Origin of the sequence: Nitrososphaera sp. AFS (assembly GCF_009898475.1) — an archaeon.
Taxonomy (GTDB): Archaea; Thermoproteota; Nitrososphaeria; order Nitrososphaerales; family Nitrososphaeraceae; genus Nitrosopolaris.
Genome location: NZ_QURE01000006.1, coordinates 1 through 19787 on the forward strand (window position 1 = coordinate 1; position 19787 = coordinate 19787).

The window sequence follows — 19787 nt, forward strand, 5'->3', positions numbered from 1 at the left end:
TTAAACTAATGTCGTATCCATAGGTATCAAACCCTCTTTCTTTTACATACTTTGCTACAGGAAGTCCTAATTGTCCTAATCCAACAATCAGAACTTTTTTCAACTGCGCAGAAATACGTGTGTCGTTGATCTCAAGCAAATAAGTCGATATAACAGAGAAAGCTAATTATTAAAGAATTAAGAAACAATGGCAGAGAAATAATTCCCTATTAAAATTTATGTTTAGTGACTATAGAAGTGTAAATATAATACATTCAGATACAACAATATTTTCTCTTTTGATTTCTGCTCATGAATAAAGCTTCCTATAGAATTTATTATTCTATCGCTTATTTCGTTTTGAATTTGCTCAATAGGATTAGGGACACAATGGATCCGTTCATGACAAAGGTCGGCACAATCTTTGCGTCTACGGGTTTATCCGCAAACTTCTTCACTTGGTTAAGTCTAATCACTTTCACACTTGCGGGAATTCTATATGCATGTCGATCACTTGTGGGAGAATATTGGGTATACCTCCCACTCATAGGCAGTTGCCTAATACTATTGGGAGGCTTCCTGGATATAGTCGACGGAAGTGTAGCAAGGATAACCAAACAAGTGTCAAAAAGAGGATCTTTCCTTGATTCAACAGGGGATAGAATTTCCGAAGCCGTTATATTCATCGGAATTGCTAAAGGAGGTTTTGCTGAACCGACTTTATGTATGATAGCTTTGTCACTATCATTTCTCGTAAGTTATACCAGGGCCAAGGCTGAGTCTCTTCAGCTGGGCTTGGCTGGTTTAGGGCTAGGAGAGCGAGCAGAGCGGCTTTTACTTTTGGCTGTTGTAAGCTTAATCCCTGTTCCCAGGGCAATGGAGTGGGCGGTAATATCAGTGTCAATTATTGCTTCTTCCACTGTAATTCACAGAATTATTGTAGCAGCAAAAAAGTTAACGTAGTCTACCGGCGGTCCGCCGATCTAATTCAGACCTTACTTTGACTATACCCCTATGAACAGCACACGAGACACAATAGAACTTTACATCAGTAGAAGGTGCTATGTATGCCCCCTGCGATCGCAGTTCTTTTGCGAGCATGGGTTCAACCAAGGTAATCCGTCCTGTCACTTTTTTTGCCTTGTCTCGTGGTACCATTGCACCACATTGACTACAATGTACTGTACTTGAGCTACCCTTTCCACCCTTTGTCCTTCCCCTGCTAGCTCGTTTTTTTGGCATTGTTTAAAATTTATTTTTCCACCCTTTAAATCTTCTGATAATTTTGAAGTTAACCGACCATAAGATCAGAATAAATTCTCGTCTGCAAGCTAGCCAACAGTTAGAGCAACTCAAATTGGTCGATCCTAAAATCCGGAATAGCTAGCTTTGGCATATGAGCCTAATATCTTTATAAAGGCAGTTTTCTGCCCGATTGCTATTATCGCCTCCTTAACGAGTTCATCCTTAACGTGGCCTTCAAAATCTACATAAAAAAAATACTCCCAAGGCGTTTGCTTTTTAGGCCGCGATTCTATTTTCGACAAATTGATTCTTCGAGCAGCGAATTCTTCAAGTATGCCATACAATGCACCGGGTGCATGTTTGACTGAAAATATGATGGAAGTACCGTCGTGGCCAGTAGGCTCAGTTTGAATCCCAGATATAACTAGAAATCTAGTAAAATTATTCTTGCTGTCCTCAATCCCTTCCTCCAAAATCTCCATGTCATACAACTCTGCTGCTCTCTTGCTAGCAATAGCAGCCACATTCATTTTTCTATGTTGTTTGATCAATTTTACAGCACCGGCTGTGTCGTAAGCTTCATTGGTCAATAATCCTCTTCTCCGTATGTAATTCCTGCATTGGGCGAGTGCTTGGGGGTGAGAATATACAGATTTGATTTCTTCTTTCGTCTCCCCCCTGTTGCCGATTAGACAATGTATGATCCGAAGATAGATCTCCCCAGACACCGTCAGATTTGTATGGAGTAGCAAATCATAGGTTTCGTTAACACTTCCTTCTGTAGAATTCTCTATAGGAACAACTCCACATTTTGCGATCCCCCTTTCCAAACCATCGAACACTTCATGGAGAGTTTTCATTGGTACTAAGCCCGAGTTTTGAAATCGTGTAATCGTTGCTATTTCGCTAAAGGCGCCTGGCTCGCCTTGGAACGCAACTCTATCTAATAACTGACCCGACCTAAATACCTCCTCCTTGATGTATTGACGCAACTGTTTGTTTTCCATAATCATCAGTCAACTTTCTATCTTCGCTTGCACTACACTCGACGCATTTTATACCATTACCGTGAATGCGTACCGTATCTCCGCTGCAATTGGAGCAAAGCGTGTAAAGTACACCAAATTCCTTGTCATCTATTGCTATATGTATAGAAGAGTTTAGCAAGCTAATGACGCGACCTCTTATAATATCACCTACCCGGAATATCGATCTACCTCTCCTATCACGTTCACGCCCTGAAGAGCCTACTCTTACAGATGCAATAGCAGAAAACCCTGACGACGATTTTTTGTCATTTATATAAAGTATCCTCATAGACATCATGCTTCCGAAGAGCATTTCAATGAATCCTATAGTGATGTCGCCAATTTTCGGTATCGCTCGGGCGTTAACTTTGTCAGTCCTAGCTACGTGCTTCTTGAAATCATAAATCCTAGCTCCTATTGCAGTCGATCTGAGAGTGCCATCTAAAACGTAAACATTTTTGCCAGCTTCGAATTCTTCAATTAAAGCAATACTATCCCCAGGCAAGGTTGGAGACCCTGACATTTTCCTAGCATGCATAGACATAATTCAGCCGAATAGCTATAATAGTTTACTTACACAACGTAAAGGCCAATTCTTTGTACCTCTACTCCCAAAGCGATAAAAACTTACTTTGGCCATATGAAATATTCTGCAAATGTACTTCATATGGGATACAGGTCAAATCAGAAAATCGGGATAAACATATGACACATTAAGCTGTTTGCCATGAAAGTGTGCATACTCACAAGCAATCTATGGCTTGTATTAATATCAGCAAACAACCTATTAATAACTTACATGTAAGCTAGATATGAGATTTTCCGAATGGTTTCCTTATTATCAAGCAATTAGACAAGAATTTGGCTTTAGCACTGAACAAGATCAAGTAGCAGCAAACATCTTATCCAAACTGATCAAACGAAAAGCACTCGGCATAAAAGTGCTACAAAGGAAAATAGCTGGGAAGACCACGCTTATCATTGGCGCCGGTGATAGTCTAGATTCAAAGATAAAGTACATAAAGAAAAATCGAACCTATGTAAAAATAGCAGCAAATGGCGCAACTAGGACTCTAATTGAAAATCATATTACGCCAGATATTGTTGTTACCGACTTAGACAGCGATCCTGCAGTTTTGAAGAAGGCTGAGAAGGCGGGTGCAATAATGGTAGTTCACGGTCACTCAGATAACATTCAAGCTCTAAAGACTTTGGTTCCAAAGTTTAGACGGGTTTTGGGCACCACACAAGTAATGCCTGTAGAAAGCGTTTTTAATTTTGGAGGATTTACAGATGGCGATCGGTGTGTGTTCATGGCAGATGAGCTCGGGGCCAAAGAGATCATTCTGGTTGGAATGGAATTTGGTGATCGAATTGGACAGTCTTCAAAAAATATAATAACCGACGTAGAACTAAAGAGAGCAAAACTAAAGACTGGTAAGCGACTTCTTGAAATGCTTGCAAAACGTTCACGGTCCCACTTGTTCGACACTTCAGCTAGGCCGATTAGGGGATTCACACACCTGGACTCTAGCTCTTAACAGACTTGCTCTGATATTCTTTCACCTAGACCCATCTGCACATTGATTATTATAGTAAGGTAGAGGCGAGTGCTTTATAGCACTTACCAAGAAAGAGATAGGAAATAGTCGAACCTGTTTTCAAAGGCAGTGGACGAATGTGATTGAACCAGAAACCACCAGGCTTCAATGACAAGTAGGTTAGGCATAGCAATACTAAATGTGAAAACCTATTATAGCTTATGCATCAATTTGCCTGCAATGTCGAATATTTCTGAAGAGGATGTTAGACGCGCCGCCGATATTCGAGAATGGCTCACAAAGCAGATAGGTGACAAACAAGAAGAAATTGAACGTTTGCGCACTATTTTGTTAATTATAGATATGTTGTTAAAACGAGGTAGTTTTAAAACTGCCGCAAGTCTTGGAACCCTTTCAACGATTCCCTCGAAGAAATTTTCGGAAGCTTCGTCTTCGAATAGAAGTCATGATGAAGTAAACACGATTTCAGAGAGCGACAGTCCGGAATCAGAATTAGGGAAGTCGATCCCCTTACAGAGCCATCAAAACGAACCCAGAGATCAAGGAAGGGGAGAGAGATATTTAGAGACCAAGGAGCTCCGACGCATTAAAGATAATCTTCTACTTTGTACTGCGTCGATCTCTTCTGCTTACGTAGAAATAATCCCTGCGGAAGGAATTATGTTGAGCGTCGAAATCCAGCCCTTTAAGTCATTTTTCCAGAACAGAATATTAGAAGGAATGAGATCGAGAGATTTGGAGAAAGCAAACAAGGGTGAAATCTCGGAAACCGACTGTCTTAGCTATCAAATTGATACAGATGATGAATCTCACATAAGGAGAATCGTAATCAGAAATTATAGAGCAAGAGATCGACTAAACGAGATATTCAATACTTGCACTTGGGTGCTAACGAGAATGGTGGAACGGAAGGGTGGATAACGGTGGAACTGGATAAAATTATTGTGTTCGACTTCGGATCTCAGTATAGTAACCTTATTTGCCGAAGGGTTCGCGAAGCAAACGTCTACTGTGAATTATTACCCTTTGATACTTCTGCGGAGGAGATTGGAAAGATGCGTCCAAGCGGAATTATTTTTTCTGGCGGGCCTTCCAGCGTTTATTTCAAGAATTCACCCAGACCGGATAAGAAAATATTCGAAATGGGAATTCCAATTTTGGGAATATGCTATGGGCACCAGCTTATCGTGGATAGGTTTGGAGGGGTAGTAAGAAAGTCCGATGGTAGAGAGTACGGACATGCTGACCTAATTGTGGACAACAAGACCGATCTCTTCAATGGGTTGGCTGATAGGATAAAGTGTTGGATGAGCCATGGGGATGCTGCTGAAATGCTCCCTCCAGGATTCGAAATATTGGGTCATACTGAAAACTCATTCTCCGCTGCGATAGCAAATCGGCAAAGAAAGGTTTATGGTATCCAATTTCATCCCGAGGTTGTTCACACAGAACACGGAATAGAAATATTAAAGAACTTTGTCCGGACGATAAGCAAGGCAAAACCTTCCTGGAACATGAAAAGTTTCACTGAAGCGGCAATAGATGAGATCAAACAAAAGGTTGGTGAAGAAAAAGTACTGTGTGCTTTGAGTGGAGGCATTGATTCCGCCACTGTTGCCATGCTCTTGGATAAAGCTATAGGTGAGAACCTAAAGTGCGTGTTCGTGGATCATGGACTACTTCGCGAGAATGAGTCAGCTTTGGTGAGCAAATTGTTCAAGCAACACTTGCAAAGTGAAGTAATATACGTGAATGCGGAAAAGCAATTCCTTGAAAAGTTGAAGGGGATTTCTGATCCCGAAATGAAGCGCAGGATTATCGGAGAAGAATTTGCAAGAGTGTTTATGGACGTTGTGAAAGAAAACGGGCCATTCCAGTGGCTTGCTCAAGGGACACTCTATCCAGATGTAATTGAAAGCGGGGTCTCAAAAGGTCCGGCTTCGGCGATAAAAAGCCACCACAATGTGGCCGGCCTTCCAGAGTGGCTTAGTTTAAAAACCATTGAACCGTTGAGGACATTATACAAGGATGAAGTTAGACGCGTCGCAAGGCTTCTGGGCATGCCAAATGAATTCATACAGAGACACCCATTTCCAGGTCCTGGCTTGGCTGTCAGAATAATTGGAGAAGTGACTAGCGAAAAAATACGGATAGCTAAAAGTGCCAGCAAAATTATAGAAGAAGAACTAGTCGCATCAGGTCTCTACCACAATGTTTGGCAGGCCTTTGCTTCGGTTGGCGACGATAGAGCGGTAGGCGTGGTGGGAGATCAGCGGCTCTACGGCCATATAGTTATCATCAGAATCGTCGAGTCGATTGATGCCATGACGGCGGATTGGTGTAGATTGCCATATGATCTACTAAGAAGGTTAAGTGATAGAATTACTAACGAAGTGGAAGATGTCTCATGGGTCACATATGCGGTCTCGAGCAAGCCACCATCGACAATCGAGCCGCAATAGCCTTCAGAATTGATGATTCTTGGTATAAACTGAAGTAAAATTGTAACATTCAAGGTTATGCTAGTACCATCCTAGCTTAACTTTGAATCTTAGATATAAGAATACGAGGTAACGAATTGTGAGGTAAACTTTATTTCCTGTATACTTCCGAATTCGTAGGAGTCTATATTTTAGGAACGACATCCAACTCTATTTGTGAAGTCATTATCTATTAACTTCTTCGTAAACAACGTCTCGGTTTGCGAGGAAATCGAATAAGCGCACTATGTGTCCCCGTTATCGCTTCGAGCCTCTTCAAGAAAAGAGAATTTTTGTGGAAGACGACTGTATTACTAAGTAGCAGGCGAATAACAATAAAACGGATAATTAATACTGAAATACCAAAGTTTACTTTGTGCATTTGTAAAACGCATATACATTTATGGACACTTCAATTTGATATATTGATTCATGATTTCCATTAATCAGCCGTGGATTGGAGAGGAAGAAAAGTTAGAAGTTATGAAAGTGCTTGAAGAAAATGCACTAACGTCAGCATCGAATGATGGAGGAAAACGAGTTCAAATTCTGGAAACCCTCTTGGAGCGCTTTCTCAACATCGACAATGTAATAGTTTTAAACTCTGGAACCGCCGCAATATATGCCGCTTTGCTTTGCCTAGGGATCGGACCAGGCGATGAAGTACTCTTGCCTTCATTCACGTTCGTTGCCACAGCAAATTCGGTGATCGCAACCGGGGCAAAACCTGTTTTTGTAGACATAAATACAAAAGATTACACCATGGACATAAAGGACCTAAAGGAAAAGATCACAAAGAGATCAAAAGCAATCATGCCTGTACATCTTTATGGTCATCCAGCGGATATGGAAGAAATCTTAGAGGTTGCCGCCACGCAATCATTGGAGGTAATTGAAGATGCATGCCAGTCACTTGGCTCGACGTATGATAATCTACAAACTGGAACAATTGGAAAAATTGGTTGCTTTAGCTTTTATGCAAGCAAGGTCTTGACAGCCGGTGAGGGCGGCGCGGTATCGACTAAAGACAAGGAGTTGGCATCTATACTAAAAATGATTAGGAATCACGGTATGCTTGAAGGTAATGACACCAGAAGACTAGGTTTAAACCTGAGACTCCCCGAGTTATGCGCTGCTATAGCCTCGGTGCAAATGAACAGATTACCAGCACTTCTGGGTGGTAGGAGAAAAAATTCAAAAATATTGACGGAGTTGCTTTCTTCGATCCATGGCAAGTTGAATATTCCTTTTGAGAGTGAGAGGAAAAAGTTCAACTGGTACTTGTATACAGTTGCCTTTCAGAGCGAAAGTACTCGCGACAAGATCCAAAATGCACTTATTCATGAGGGAATCGCAGCAACCATATACTATGCTCCGCCAGTTCATAAGACCCCTTATTATAGTAATGTCGGCCTGGTTCATCTTCCCAATACTGATTGGGCAGCATCCCACGTTCTTTCCTTGCCCGTTCATCCTCGCCTTTCAGAAGAAGACATGAACCTTATCGTCAACTGTATCAAAAAGAAAATTTGAAATCACCCTATATTCACTTTATTTCTCGGCATAACGCGAAGACATGCGATTAATAATTTATACTGGCAAAGGTGGCACTGGAAAAACCGTAAGTGCGTGTTCTACAGCAATTTTGATTGCAGAAAAGGGATCACGTACGTTGCTTCTATCTTCTGACCCTGCTCACACTCTGGCCGATGCTTTGATTAGGCCAGATCTTGGCACGGAACCAAAGGAGGTTATTCCTAATTTGCAAGCAGTTCAAGTTGATCCGCTGGTTGAGATGAACAAACACTATTCGAGTATCCTCTCCTATGCTGCGTCTATGCTTCATACAAAGGGTTTAGACGAAACATTGGCATATGAGCTTGCCATGTTACCAGGGATGACTCAGCTGTTCTCATTGCTAATGATCGAAAATGTCGCCAGAACAAAATCCTTTGATACAATAGTTCTGGATATGGCGGCATCGGGTGAGGCGTTGAGATACCTATTTTTGCCGAAAATTGCTGGGAGCGTTGGACGAAAGCTTAGCAGTTTGGCTGGAGTTTTCAGCGGTTTTTCTAAGATATTCCAACCATTTGCGAAGGCTTCAGGGGTGCCAGAAGGGGTCTTGGAAAATGAGCTCGAGTTGTTGGATAGGCTGGGCAGGCTCAGTAAACTAATGGTAGATCGAGATCAAACTACCATCAGACTAGTCGTCAATCCTGACACTTTTAGCATCGAGAATGCTAAAAGAACATTCATGTCTGCAAGTCTATACGGTATGAGCGTAGATCTTGTGGTAATTAACAAAATCATGCCGGTAGGGAGTCCTGACCCTTACTATTCTCGCTGGGCTGAGTCCCAAAGATTGAAGGTAGAAAATGCAAAGGCCAGCTTTTATCCACTTCCAGTAAGGGAAGTTAAGCTCTATGACAATGAGCTAATAGGCGTGGATATGTTGCGGGAAAACGGCCGCGTGCTCTTCGAAACGAGTCATCCAGCCGAAGTCCTCTTCAAGGGAGATTCATATAGGTTTCACAAAGAAGGATCATCATTTCTAATGAACGTCAAGGTTCCATTCACCAAAAAGGATGACTTTGATGTAGAACGCTATGGAGATCAGATCACCATAAAGGTAAAAAATCAAACTGGTTTTATGATCAATACAATACCTTTGCCTGCTATAACCTTTAACATGAAACTTAGCAAGGCTAAGTTAGTTGGAGACGAGCTTGTCATTATATTTGAGGACACTGCCTATTCAGGAAAAAATACGAAAGCATAGAGCGTAGCAAGTCCTAATCCCAGTTCCAGTTGAGCCCACACATGATTTATATAATATGAGATCACGATTAACAGCAGATATATGCCAATAGACCCAGACTTTCCAAGAAATCACAAAGTACTTGGTAAACATATGCATTCTGACGGTGAGCACTATCACTATGTATGGGGGCCAGGCAAAACAGCTGAGGCCGCCGAGAATGAAGAAGTCAAGGCAGCATTTGCTGCACGAGGAGAAGAGATCGCTCCAGTTGGAGTACACGGAACTATGGTAGCTGTTGATTGGGATTCCTGTGTGGCAGATGGTGCTTGTATTGAGGCCTGTCCTGTCCAGGTTTTTCAGTGGTATAGGACTGAGCAGGATTTGCCGGCTTCAAAAATGGTGAATGAAACTAGTAGTGGCACTGGTAGTACCGTAAAAGAGGAGAGAAAAGATTATACAGACAAGGCTGACCCAGTACGGGAACACGATTGTATTTGGTGTATGGCCTGTGTTTCTGTCTGCCCGCCTCAAGCAATTAAGGTCGATCAATCCAACCTTGAGTTCCATGAAAAAGCCTCAGGTACTTTCAATGAATCACTCTCGAAAGGAAGTGCACCTCCACCACACGCCCATTAAAACCACATTTTTTTGAAGCCGTCACCTTTCGATGAGCATGGTAGACCTTGTGGCTAACATGCACACTCGAAGGAGACGAAAAAAGATCTTTTTTTCTAAACAAGAATTATTGCGATCTCGTAAAATCTCCGAATGAATCGACTTAGGGTGAGTCTAGTTTTTATGGGCTAACAAATACCAAATTACAATATGCAAATATTTTTCGTCTTGATAAATGACAAGTGTTTAAGTTTATTGGATTATCAATTTCACAGAACACGAACCATTGTGTTGATCAAAGGTTGTTATAAAATTCAAGAGCTTGAAATGGATGAAGCGAAATAGTTCACATATGCAAATGATACTTCCTGAGGATATCCATTGGAGGCTAGCTAAATTCATGCAAGGAAGGAAGGTTTTTCCATTCATTGAGAATAATGAACTGGTATGTATTTTCTATTTATACCTAATATCTGAGAACCATGACGAACTTGAAAGGAAAAAAGCTGTGGACGTTGCCACTCAGACTGTTAAAAGAATCAGTTTCGAGATAAATAAAAACACGAAGGGTAATAGCTATATGGACTCTGATATGGTTCGCGAGCTGTATTTAAAAAGACAGCTTCAAATCGCAGTAGACCAAGTAGAGAACATTAATTTTCGCTATGACCAAATACTGAATGATCCTATTATTCTCTCCTATTGCTTTTCTCAACATGTCTCATACTACAAACAAGATTATTTTTTTCAGATTTATGGCCCGCTTAACGAAGGAGAATACCTTAACGAGATGAGATCAACTTTGCAGGGAGCTATGATAATGCTAGGTTTTAACCGGAAAGATGAAACCATGCTGCCATTCAAACATCCCTTAATCCCATTGTATATCTGGCTTAAAGATCATCAGATTAGAGTTGGACTCTAAGCCACTGTGACACTTGCAAATTGGCCCTCGATTTTCAAACACGCAGATCATTGCGTGTAAATCATGACAACTCAAGCTAGATCAGTAATAGATCCAAGGATTTACCTGAAGGATAGATGGAGCAAGTCTTAGTAGAACCCAGTGATTTAATGGTCCGGCCCTGGAGGCGGGAATATGACATATGTTGAGTTTCCCTTCTGTGTTATACTTTCCTCCATAGAGCTGAATCTCTGGGATAGCAATTTGGATTTCTATAATCAACATTTTTATGAATGCTAAGTAAGATGAATATGGTTTGGGCAGGGAAATCTCCGTAATTGCAGGGCCTTCGTCTGTCGATTTGGCAACCAAAGTCGCCAGTTGTCTAGATGCAGATTTACTTTCTGTTGATTTTCGAATATTTAAAGATGGCGAGACAAAAATCAATATGAGTAAGCCATTCGGGAAAAATTGCGTATTAATACAATCGACTTATCCACCAACCGATAGGCATCTATTGCAGGCCCTTATGATGTTAAAGAAGTGTTCTGATAGTTCGGCAGATATCGTAGCGGTTGTGCCGTATATGGCGTACTCTCGCCAAGATCGGCAATTTTTGGAGGGAGAAGTGGTTAGTATGGCAATTGTCGCAAGATTGTTCGAGTGTGTTGGGACTAGACGATTAATCACGGTAGATATTCATAGTCCAGCTTCATTGTCCTATTTTTCGATTGACGCTCGCAATTTGAGTGCTACTGGCCTTTTGGCCAAATACGCAATCACTAATTTGAAAACAAGCCGTCCTGTAGTTGTATCGCCAGATAAAGGTGGTGCTAAGAGAGCAATGGAATTTGCTAGAATTCTAAAGGCAGACATGTTCACCTTGTCGAAAAGGAGAGATATGCAAACGACGGAGGTATTTGTGGAAAAGCAGAAGCTAAATTTCGACATTGCTGGCCGAGATGTAATTATCATAGATGATATGATAAGTACTGGTGAAAGCATTGTAAAGGCTTCTGAGTTTCTGATCGAGGCTAATCCGAACAATATTTACGCGATGTGTACTCATGCAGTTATGATCGAGGATGCTCCTAAAAAAATCGAAGCAGCTGGAGTTAAGGAGATCATCTCTACCAACTCAATTCCAAGTGCTACTGCCAAAGTAGACCTCTCATCAGTGATTTCTAGAGAGGTCGCAAGTATAATTGAACAAGCAGCCATTTGATGAAGGAAATCTTGAGTTCTCGCCACTCAGAACGGATGAAATATAGTTGTAGAAGTCAACTTAAGGCTTGGCTTTTGCGGGAAAGAATATGGTTAACATGAAGCTGATCTTCCTAGGGACATCAGCGTCCACCCCTACGGCAGAACGAGGACTTTCGTCGATGGTGATTCAGAGGGATGGCGAGTTGCTATTGTTTGATGCGGGCGAGGGAATGCAGAGAAACTTCATCAGATCTAGGCTGGGGATGAATAAGAGGATGAAAATATTTGTGACTCACATGCACGGCGATCACTGCATCGGTCTACTTGGGCTTCTACAAACATTGTCATTACATGGAAGGTTGATTCCCCTTGATGTATACGGACATGGTAAGTTGGATGAGTTTCTCAAAGAAAATATGCGAATAGTGAATTTCGGTTTGGGTTTTGATGTTAATATGCATACAATTAGGAGTGAGGGGGTAGTTGTTAGAGAAAAGGATTACGAAGTTACTTGCTGCGAAGCAGATCACCTGATCCCTTCATTTTCATACTGTCTTGTTGAGTTTGACAGGCCGGGGATTTTTGATGTTGGTGCAGCTAGGCGATTTCACATCCCCGAAGGCAGATTATACGGCATTTTACAAAATGGCGAGGATATTGTATACAATGGTGAGCTGATTAGATCATGCCAAGTAATAGGACAGCCAAGGGCCGGGAGAAAAATAGGTATCTCAGGGGACACAAGACCAACAAGAAAATTGAGGGACTTTTTTAGAGAATGTGATCTTCTGGTTTATGAATCTACTTACGGTCAAGACAGGTATAACAAGGCACTTGAAAACTTTCATTCTACTGCGTTAGAAGCGGCATCATTAGCTAGAGACTCGGGGGTTAGAAAGCTAGTTCTTACGCACTTTAGTACAAGGTACAAAGAAACATCTGTGCTCCTAAATGAGGCAAGGTCAGTTTTCAGGAACACTGAAGCCGCAGAGGACCTTAAAATAGTAGAAATCCCATATAAAGAATCTGTATCGTAATATGGCAGTGGAGTATCACGTAAATGTGTAAATTATGACTGGGTAACTCCGTCCAAACGTTGGGACATGGTTTTCCCATTTCTTATTTATTGGCCTCAGAAGGCAATTTTTCAATGATGCTTAAGATAATTGTACTAGTATTTAGGAGCACAATTCTGTGAAAAGTTGGATTGAATAGGACAACGTCGATTGCAACGGCCCTGCCATGTTCATTGACGAACTCAGACGATGACAAGTACGTGTTATACATGCATAGGTATCCTGGTTTTGACAATTGTTTGATAGGTATCATCGATGCTGGCTTGAGACTTGTAGTTTCCCCAACTAATATAAGAGCGAGGCTGCGAAAGTTGCTATCGCATGGTAGCTTTGCAGTTAGGTATCCTTTTGCTATTGTGTGCGGGGCCGAGTCATAAATAGTTATGAAATCTCTCGGAGGTAGGGTTTGATGTGACAATAAAACTGTTGCAGAATTCCTGAACGAGGGAAATACTGAAGAATTTTCATTGAATGTCATGTTGTCATTGGTTATGTTATGGTTTTGACCTTTTGCAGCTGATAAAAAAACGCTGGGATCTAAAATTTCGTTCATGACAGTCTCAACCGATTTGTTGTTTTTTGCAAAGTGATTTGAAAATACTGCCGTCATTTCTGGTTGTAGTGCCTTCGAGAAGGCGACATTCGTTTGTATAGCACCTAAAAGTATCGATAGTATAATAAAGCATGTACATGCGAAATATATCGAGTAGGATTCAGGATGATCCCCGATCATTTATGTTACCCAATATTGTCGGGTAGAAAAGAATAATTGTTATTTTTTATTGATATGTTTCTTAGCTTCGCTATTCAGGTAATGCATATCAAAATGTACTATGCCTAAATTATTAACCGAATCTCGCTTTCTCTCTGAACCCTGAACTATTTGTACTTTGACTGAGTCAATACTCAATAGTTGTCCCCATAAAATAAGGTCTGTTGCAGTAGCTTGGTTCGCGAATAATATAGAACAGTAGATACTTTTTTTGATGATAACTAATGGAACCAAATGAGAAAAATACTTTATGCATAAAAACTCAACTAATAAGATCAACGAATTGTTTAATAATTTCCAATTCCTTGACTCCTAAACGGCTAGAGGAGTCAATGATCTCCTTCTCGATCCCAATTTCCGACGCAACAACTGAACGTAACTTTTTGATATCGATGGGTATCACGCCATTAACTAAGCCTGCGCTATAAGCACGTACATATAGATTAACAATCTTCCCCATGAAGGAGGGAATGAATCGAACAAGCAGTAGCATTGCTTGACGAACAGCTTCATCGTCAGGGTTACAAATCGAAACACATTTGATAAGCGATTCCAAGATTTGCATCCGGAATCGACCTAGTTCGTCCAAAGCAGAAGCAACAATAAGGCCTGATTCACTCAACTCGTAAAATGGTACTCCTTCCATCTGTAAGGCTTTAGGGCCACGGCGCAATGGTAGTCTCCCTCCCTCCTTGACGACGCCAGAAGGAATCAAAACTTCATCTAAATCTCTAAAAATACCGGAGTACATATTTTGCCATAAAATACCCTGTTTTTTTGCAATTATCTGGGCAATTGAAGTTCTGGTTCGCAGCTCCGGACTTTGTTCTGTCGCGAGGTGGACAATAATTTCCCGTTGTCTCCTTGCTTCGCCAGTAAATTTATTGTCTTGACTTTTGAATGTGTCGAATATCCCTATACCTTGTTTTGATCTCAAACTTCTTACTTTATAAGGCTCAGTTATGTTAATATTTTTGTCTATCAGCTTTGTGAAAATTTTATGGACATCATCATATTTGGGATATAATAAGTATGGATTATTGAAGTTGTTTAATGGAATCCTTCATGAGGAATAAATGTGCTCTTCTCAAAAGTTTCAGTTGGATTGTTAGACCGCCAAGTTGAATAAATCCCAGATGCTAATTTCATATAGAGTATTGATTCTTCCAAAACTCTTGAGCGAGCTAAACAAAGAGTCCTTCAATCCACGCTACTTTATTCCTATTGGTAGGGTAGGAAACGGTATGATTTTTCGTTTCCCAGCTCTAGCTATGCGAGTGCGAGACGAGGAGGGTTTTGAAGGAACCAATTCACTTATCTTCTATTGGCTCTTCGAACCTCACTACCGCAATAAACAAGCTACAGCCAAACTGAAGGGAAATTCTATAGTATAATAAATTGCCTTCTAGACGAGCTCTAATAGAGGAAGGCTTATAACGCCATATGAGACAAGTATTTCAAAGAAAATTTGGAAATAAGGGAAGGTTTAACTTTTGATGATGTATTACTTGTTCCAAGACGTTCAGCGGTAATTTCAAGATCCCAAACTGATCTTAGAACCAGGCTATCCTCTAACATTTCACTAAATATTCCCTTGATAAGCGCAAACATGGATACCGTCACAGAGGCAAGCATGGCTATTGCTATTGCAAGGGAGGGGGGCATTGGGATCGTTCACAGATTTATGACAATTGATGATCAGGTGGATGAAATTCTGAAGGTAAAGCGCTCTGAATCAGTCATTATTGAACAACCATATACTATCAAAACAAATGCTACAATGAAGACTGCAAAAAAAATTATGGTGTATCGGGACTTCTTGTCGAACAAAGCGGCGGATTTTTAGCAGGGATTATCACGCAGCGGGATATTAGTTTAGAAAAAAACACAAGTTGTAAAGTTGAGGATTTAATGACTAAGAACGTAGTCACTTCGAAAGAAGGGACAACTATTGAACAGGCAAAGGAAATCTTGCACAATCATCGAATCGAAAAGCTGCCGCTGGTAGATAGCAATAAAAAAATTGTTGGGCTCATAACAAGTAAGGATATCCTTAAAATGGAACAATATCCACATGCTTCGAAAGACAAAAAGGGGAGATTGCTTGTAGGGGCAGCCGTCGGAGTTAAGGGTGATTATCTTGAACGTACTGAAGCTCTCCTAGAGGCGGGATCAGATGCAATAGTAGTTGATATTGCGCATGGTCACAGTGACAACGCAATTAACACAGTACAAATGATCAAGAAAGCATTCCCAAACTGTGAATTGATTGCTGGCAACGTTGCAACAGCGGGAGGAACAGAGGACCTGATTAAAGCCGGTGTGGACGCGGTCAAAGTTGGTGTTGGCTCAGGGTCAATCTGCATAACTCGTGTAATCACTGGCTCTGGTGTACCTCAGCTTACTGCAGTTATGGATAGCGTCAAAATAGCAAGTCATTACAATATACCGGTGATCTCAGATGGAGGTATAAGGACATCCGGCGACTCTACCAAAGCGCTTGCAGCTGGAGCATCTACCGTGATGGTAGGTGGCCTTTTTGGCGGTAGCGATGAGAGTCCGGGCCGAACTCTGGTAAAAAATGGTAAAAAGTATAAAATGTATCGAGGTATGGCTTCGTTTTATGCCTCACTCGGAAGAAAGTACAAAGAAGGCGTTCCTTTGGACTCGGACGATTTAAACGATTATGTTGCTGAGGGTGTTGAAGCAATGGTCCCATACAAAGGAAGCGTTGTTGAGATCATTAGGCAGATGGTCGGAGGCATAAGGTCAGGCTTAAGTTACTGCGGTGCTCATACAATCAGACAGATGCAGAACAATGCCGAATTCATAAAAATGACACCAGCCGGCAATTCAGAAAGTCATCCTCATGATGTAGACGTACTTTGACAGATTTAATTTGATTTGCCTTAAGGTTAGAGGCTAGAAACTACTGCAAGTATTCTACTCGATGTCATTTAGAATGTATGCTTCTTGAAGGTGAATAATAGAAGAAGACCATGATTACGATTGTTTTGGGATAAGAATTAGGATGAGATGCCTTGTCAACCAAATAACATAACCCCTATGAAACTGATTCAACACTCGGGTGGCTAAACATTGAAAATAGTCTAGGGATTAGCCTTACCGAAACCATGGGGCTAATTTTTCAGAAGTGTTGACGCTCCTTTTTTAGAAAGACTCAAGGCTAATAGTTTATTCTCAAAGGTATAATTTATATCCTCATAACACAAATTTGTGTCCAATGCTTGCTGAAATTCTGGATCTGGAAGATAGGGAGGTAGAAATAAAGCTGCAAGACGAGGACATATCGGTGATGTATATAATTCAGCACGAATTATTAAAGGAGAAGAATGTTGAATTTGCGGGTGTCATTCTAAAGCATCCACTTGTCGAGGACTTCTTAATTAGAGTAATAACAAAGAAAAAAGATCCAATAGCCGCATTCCAATACGCGTGCGGTACAGCATCAGAGATTATACAAAATCTTAATACTGTTCTAAGCGAAGTGTTGATTGAGTAATAGAGCGAGGTTAGATTCGGTGAAGTTTTGTCCTAAGTGTGAGAGACGTATGAAGCCAAAGATTGAAGAAGGCATATTGTCTTGTCCGAAATGCGGCCTGATTATAAAGAGAGACGAGGAGTACATAGAAGATAGAGTGGTATCAACTCGCGGGCAGGATCAATCTTCACAAAGTGCCCTCAAGATCATGGAAGGGGATAAATCGCTGGATACTATGCCAACAACGTCTATTGACTGCCCAAAATGCAAGAATGACTCGGCATACTGGTGGCTTCTGCAGACTAGATCTGCTGATGAACCCACAACCCAGTTTTATCGTTGCACTAAATGCACCCACACGTGGAGAAATTACGCATGAATACATTGCGATCGTCGAATTTTCTCGGGATATTCGTCGGTTAAAGTGGCATGCCTCTGATCACGTCTATTTCAGCAATCTTTAAAGTAAGTGGATAACTGCCTCAAGATAGAATTGAATTGGTTTTCGTAGCAAAAACAAGGTCTCCGGACGAATGGAAGGTTATATTATCTACGATCTCGACACTTGTTGACGAGGCAACTTTCGAGGCTACTGTTGAGGGAATTTCATTCAGGGGAATGGATCCCTCACATGTGGCACTTATTGATATTCAATGGCCAAATTCGACCTTTGAAAGGTATGAATGCGATGATTCAGTAAAGTTTGGTGTAAGAATTGACGAATTGTCGAAGTTGATCAAAAGAGCTAGCAAGAAAGATTCGATCGAGGTTAGTATGCTAGAGGATGGTTTGTTGACAATCAAAACACAGAATGATTATCTAAGGGAGTACAAGATAAGGCTCATTGAGAGTTCCGCAAGTTCGACGCCTTTGCCAAAGCTGAATTTTAGCTCAAAGGTTGTGTTATCAGCAAGTGAATTTGACAAAGTCTTGTCCGATGTCCAAGTCGTCTCTGAATATATCTCAATTGAGACTGAAGCCAAACTAGTAGAATTTCGTGGAAAAGGTGATTCCGGTGAAGCAACTATCAGCTTAAATTCAGAGAGCGTAGGGTTGGAAGAGATTGAGGTTAAGGAAAAAAGTCGAGCAACATATAGTCTCGATTATCTGACGAGGATAACCAAGGCAGTAAGTTCATCAGGAGGAACTATTGCAGCTGAGTATTCTAGTAAGATGCCACTGAGGCTGGAATGCAGGATAGCGAATATCGGTAGAATTCATTTTTACCTCGCTCCTAGAGTGCAAGACTAGTTCTCATAACAGACATCTGCACCAATGATAGAAATAGATTAGTAGCACTGATATTATTTACGATTCAGATGGGCTGTGATGCCATTCTGTTAATGAATACAACGAAATCGAAAAGCGATTTCATTATCTGATTATTTCAACTCTTCACAAAGTCACAAAAAAATATTTGCATTAGAGAAGCCCCGTGTAGAGAACCATACATATGAACCAATTACTCTTCAGCCAAGTCAGTAAATCTAATGAATATGATGGCGGGACCCAGGTTACTGGTCCCCCTCTATTGCATTTAGGCGAGTCGATTGCTACAATTAGCATCAATAGTGATGTGCTCCCTCGTCGCTGTTATGATGACCAGCAAGAATTTCGCGTTAGCGATTCGTCCTTATAATTTGGGGCATCTAAGATGTTAAAAATAGGTAAAGGGCTGATATTTAGAAGCCTTACTATCTATGGGCTAAACCCACCAACTCTCCTGCATTCTTCAGCTGTTTTTTTTCCAGGTACAGCTTGAGTCCTGTAATAATACTTCTAAATACACCTAAACCTTCGTAAGCGATTGCACTCCCTATCTGCACAGCAGATGCACCAGCAAGCATAAACTCCACGGCATCTTCCCATGAGAATACTCCTCCACATCCTATTACAGGTACGTCAACTTTCTCATAGATCTCATAAACGCACCTGATTGCTATAGACTTAATCGACTTACCGGATAATCCACCAATCTTATTGCTTAGAATCGGGTGTCCACTTTCGATATCTATTGCCATGGCTCGAATTGAATTGATAGCTGTAATAGCATCAGCGCCTGATTCAGTAGCGACTCTAGAAATTTCAAGCAAGTCTACATTTCCGGTTCCGACTTTAACAATTACCGGCTTTGTAGTAGCAGATTTCACGGTTTTTACGAGTTTTGCTACCATCTCCGGATCGTCTCCAACTTCTAATCCTAATTTGGCCACGTGGGGACAGGATAGGTTAATTTCGTAGCCTAAAACCTTTGAGTTGCCAAAACTACTTATTAACCTTGAGAAGTCATATTCGGAAGATCCGATCAAGCTTATTATCAAAGGAGTACGAATATTGGCTGATGCTTCAGTTGAGAATGCCCCTGCTCCAGGGTTAGCTAGACCTACGGCATTTATATAACTCCCATCTTTTAAGCAAACAACTGTTGGATTTCTATAACCCAATATAGGTTCGTAACTAATCGATTTGCTCACAATCGCTCCGGCATTTACTCTGTCAATTCTTTTGAATATATCCCCAGAAAGGCCCAAAAATCCAGAAGCAAGCATCGTGGGATTTCGCATTTCTATTCCGCCTACATTTGTCGCAAGTATGTTAGAATTTGTGTCTCTGTCTTCCATCTTACAATCATCCCAAGTCGACTTGCAGGCACT

21 protein-coding genes and 1 pseudogene are annotated in these 19787 nt (G+C 41.1%); 15 read left to right on the forward strand and 7 right to left on the reverse strand.

Annotation, left to right across the window (positions count from 1 at the left end; all coding sequences use genetic code 11):
- Positions 1-291: 291 nt before the first annotated feature.
- Positions 292-942 (forward strand): CDP-alcohol phosphatidyltransferase family protein, encoded by a 651-nt coding sequence (locus tag DYY65_RS01085; RefSeq protein WP_201449245.1) that lies wholly within the window; start codon positions 292-294, stop codon positions 940-942.
- Here DYY65_RS01085 and DYY65_RS01090 read toward each other — a convergent pair.
- The 3 genes from DYY65_RS01090 to DYY65_RS01100 all read right to left on the reverse strand — a co-directional run bounded on the left by DYY65_RS01090 (position 934) and on the right by DYY65_RS01100 (position 2775).
- Entirely contained in the window at positions 934-1221 is a 288-nt protein-coding gene (locus tag DYY65_RS01090; RefSeq protein ID WP_162476151.1) for a 30S ribosomal protein S26e, read from the reverse strand. The genes DYY65_RS01085 and DYY65_RS01090 overlap by 9 nt on opposite strands.
- 125 nt (positions 1222-1346) lie before the next feature.
- Entirely contained in the window at positions 1347-2231 is an 885-nt protein-coding gene (gene pheA, locus DYY65_RS01095; protein WP_162476152.1) for a prephenate dehydratase, read from the reverse strand.
- The gene (locus DYY65_RS01100) at positions 2185-2775 is read right to left on the reverse strand and encodes an exosome complex RNA-binding protein Csl4 (RefSeq protein WP_162476153.1); all 591 of its coding nucleotides are present in this window, start codon (positions 2773-2775) and stop codon (positions 2185-2187) included. Before DYY65_RS01100 ends, pheA begins: the two co-directional genes overlap by 47 nt.
- A 289-nt stretch (positions 2776-3064) precedes the next feature.
- On the opposite strand from DYY65_RS01100, the gene DYY65_RS01105 reads away from it, so the two are divergent.
- The 9 genes from DYY65_RS01105 to DYY65_RS01145 all read left to right on the forward strand — a co-directional run bounded on the left by DYY65_RS01105 (position 3065) and on the right by DYY65_RS01145 (position 12820).
- Positions 3065-3793, forward strand: coding sequence for a 6-hydroxymethylpterin diphosphokinase MptE-like protein (locus DYY65_RS01105; protein WP_162476154.1), 729 nt, complete (start codon positions 3065-3067; stop codon positions 3791-3793).
- 240 nt (positions 3794-4033) lie between these two features.
- Positions 4034-4735, forward strand: coding sequence for a hypothetical protein (locus DYY65_RS01110; RefSeq protein WP_162476155.1), 702 nt, complete (start codon positions 4034-4036; stop codon positions 4733-4735).
- 8 nt (positions 4736-4743) lie between these two features.
- Positions 4744-6276: a glutamine-hydrolyzing GMP synthase gene (gene guaA, locus DYY65_RS01115; protein WP_162476210.1), complete on the forward strand. Its 1533-nt coding sequence runs from the start codon at positions 4744-4746 to the stop codon at positions 6274-6276.
- 450 nt (positions 6277-6726) lie between these two features.
- Positions 6727-7827, forward strand: coding sequence for a DegT/DnrJ/EryC1/StrS family aminotransferase (locus DYY65_RS01120; protein WP_162476156.1), 1101 nt, complete (start codon positions 6727-6729; stop codon positions 7825-7827).
- Between the two features lie 43 nt (positions 7828-7870).
- Positions 7871-9076 (forward strand): ArsA family ATPase, encoded by a 1206-nt coding sequence (locus DYY65_RS01125; RefSeq protein WP_162476157.1) that lies wholly within the window; start codon positions 7871-7873, stop codon positions 9074-9076.
- Between the two features lie 81 nt (positions 9077-9157).
- Entirely contained in the window at positions 9158-9694 is a 537-nt protein-coding gene (locus DYY65_RS01130; RefSeq protein ID WP_162476158.1) for a 4Fe-4S dicluster domain-containing protein, read from the forward strand.
- A 310-nt stretch (positions 9695-10004) separates the two neighbouring features.
- Positions 10005-10598 (forward strand): hypothetical protein, encoded by a 594-nt coding sequence (locus tag DYY65_RS01135; RefSeq protein WP_162476159.1) that lies wholly within the window; start codon positions 10005-10007, stop codon positions 10596-10598.
- Between the two features lie 295 nt (positions 10599-10893).
- A complete protein-coding gene (locus tag DYY65_RS01140) occupies positions 10894-11802 on the forward strand; it encodes a ribose-phosphate diphosphokinase (protein WP_162476160.1) in 909 nt (302 codons plus the stop codon).
- Between the two features lie 88 nt (positions 11803-11890).
- Entirely contained in the window at positions 11891-12820 is a 930-nt protein-coding gene (locus DYY65_RS01145) for a ribonuclease Z (RefSeq protein ID WP_201449251.1), read from the forward strand.
- An 82-nt stretch (positions 12821-12902) separates the two neighbouring features.
- On the opposite strand, the gene DYY65_RS01150 is transcribed toward DYY65_RS01145, so the two are convergent.
- The 3 genes from DYY65_RS01150 to DYY65_RS01160 form a co-directional block, all read right to left on the reverse strand.
- A complete protein-coding gene (locus DYY65_RS01150) occupies positions 12903-13592 on the reverse strand; it encodes a hypothetical protein (RefSeq protein WP_162476161.1) in 690 nt (229 codons plus the stop codon).
- A 39-nt stretch (positions 13593-13631) separates the two neighbouring features.
- Positions 13632-13769: a hypothetical protein gene (locus tag DYY65_RS01155; protein ID WP_162476162.1), complete on the reverse strand. Its 138-nt coding sequence runs from the start codon at positions 13767-13769 to the stop codon at positions 13632-13634.
- 124 nt (positions 13770-13893) lie between these two features.
- Positions 13894-14568, reverse strand: coding sequence for a hypothetical protein (locus tag DYY65_RS01160; RefSeq protein ID WP_162476163.1), 675 nt, complete (start codon positions 14566-14568; stop codon positions 13894-13896).
- Between the two features lie 238 nt (positions 14569-14806).
- Between DYY65_RS01160 and DYY65_RS01165 the strand changes: the two genes are divergently transcribed.
- The 5 genes and pseudogenes from DYY65_RS01165 (at position 14807) to pcn (ending at position 18384) form a co-directional block, all read left to right on the forward strand.
- Positions 14807-15025: a hypothetical protein gene (locus tag DYY65_RS01165; protein ID WP_162476164.1), complete on the forward strand. Its 219-nt coding sequence runs from the start codon at positions 14807-14809 to the stop codon at positions 15023-15025.
- 74 nt (positions 15026-15099) lie between these two features.
- A pseudogene (gene guaB / locus DYY65_RS01170) lies at positions 15100-16520 on the forward strand (IMP dehydrogenase).
- Between the two features lie 355 nt (positions 16521-16875).
- The gene (locus DYY65_RS01175; protein WP_162476165.1) at positions 16876-17154 is read left to right on the forward strand and encodes an RpoL/Rpb11 RNA polymerase subunit family protein; all 279 of its coding nucleotides are present in this window, start codon (positions 16876-16878) and stop codon (positions 17152-17154) included.
- Between the two features lie 19 nt (positions 17155-17173).
- Positions 17174-17512 (forward strand): transcription factor S, encoded by a 339-nt coding sequence (locus DYY65_RS01180; RefSeq protein ID WP_370519260.1) that lies wholly within the window; start codon positions 17174-17176, stop codon positions 17510-17512.
- 119 nt (positions 17513-17631) lie between these two features.
- On the forward strand, positions 17632-18384 hold the full coding sequence (gene pcn / locus DYY65_RS01185) for a proliferating cell nuclear antigen (pcna) (protein ID WP_162476167.1): 753 nt from the start codon (positions 17632-17634) through the stop codon (positions 18382-18384).
- Between the two features lie 443 nt (positions 18385-18827).
- Here pcn and DYY65_RS01190 read toward each other — a convergent pair whose 3' ends face one another.
- Complete coding sequence (locus DYY65_RS01190) at positions 18828-19754, reverse strand: dihydroorotate dehydrogenase (RefSeq protein WP_162476168.1); 927 nt, start codon at positions 19752-19754, stop codon at positions 18828-18830.
- Positions 19755-19787 lie beyond the last annotated feature (33 nt).

What these genes read in the sequence shown, in the direction of transcription:
- DYY65_RS01085 (WP_201449245.1), top strand. Translation starts at nt 292, where the DNA reads ATGAATAAAGCTTCCTATAGAATTTATTATTCTATCGCTTATTTCGTT.
- DYY65_RS01090 (WP_162476151.1), bottom strand. Translation starts at nt 1,221, where the DNA reads ATGCCAAAAAAACGAGCTAGCAGGGGAAGGACAAAGGGTGGAAAGGGT.
- pheA (WP_162476152.1), bottom strand. Translation starts at nt 2,231, where the DNA reads ATGGAAAACAAACAGTTGCGTCAATACATCAAGGAGGAGGTATTTAGG.
- DYY65_RS01100 (WP_162476153.1), bottom strand. Translation starts at nt 2,775, where the DNA reads ATGTCAGGGTCTCCAACCTTGCCTGGGGATAGTATTGCTTTAATTGAA.
- DYY65_RS01105 (WP_162476154.1), top strand. Translation starts at nt 3,065, where the DNA reads ATGAGATTTTCCGAATGGTTTCCTTATTATCAAGCAATTAGACAAGAA.
- DYY65_RS01110 (WP_162476155.1), top strand. Translation starts at nt 4,034, where the DNA reads ATGTCGAATATTTCTGAAGAGGATGTTAGACGCGCCGCCGATATTCGA.
- DYY65_RS01120 (WP_162476156.1), top strand. Translation starts at nt 6,727, where the DNA reads ATGATTTCCATTAATCAGCCGTGGATTGGAGAGGAAGAAAAGTTAGAA.
- DYY65_RS01125 (WP_162476157.1), top strand. Translation starts at nt 7,871, where the DNA reads ATGCGATTAATAATTTATACTGGCAAAGGTGGCACTGGAAAAACCGTA.
- DYY65_RS01130 (WP_162476158.1), top strand. Translation starts at nt 9,158, where the DNA reads ATGCCAATAGACCCAGACTTTCCAAGAAATCACAAAGTACTTGGTAAA.
- DYY65_RS01135 (WP_162476159.1), top strand. Translation starts at nt 10,005, where the DNA reads ATGAAGCGAAATAGTTCACATATGCAAATGATACTTCCTGAGGATATC.
- DYY65_RS01145 (WP_201449251.1), top strand. Translation starts at nt 11,891, where the DNA reads ATGGTTAACATGAAGCTGATCTTCCTAGGGACATCAGCGTCCACCCCT.
- DYY65_RS01150 (WP_162476161.1), bottom strand. Translation starts at nt 13,592, where the DNA reads ATGATCGGGGATCATCCTGAATCCTACTCGATATATTTCGCATGTACA.
- DYY65_RS01175 (WP_162476165.1), top strand. Translation starts at nt 16,876, where the DNA reads ATGCTTGCTGAAATTCTGGATCTGGAAGATAGGGAGGTAGAAATAAAG.
- DYY65_RS01190 (WP_162476168.1), bottom strand. Translation starts at nt 19,754, where the DNA reads ATGGAAGACAGAGACACAAATTCTAACATACTTGCGACAAATGTAGGC.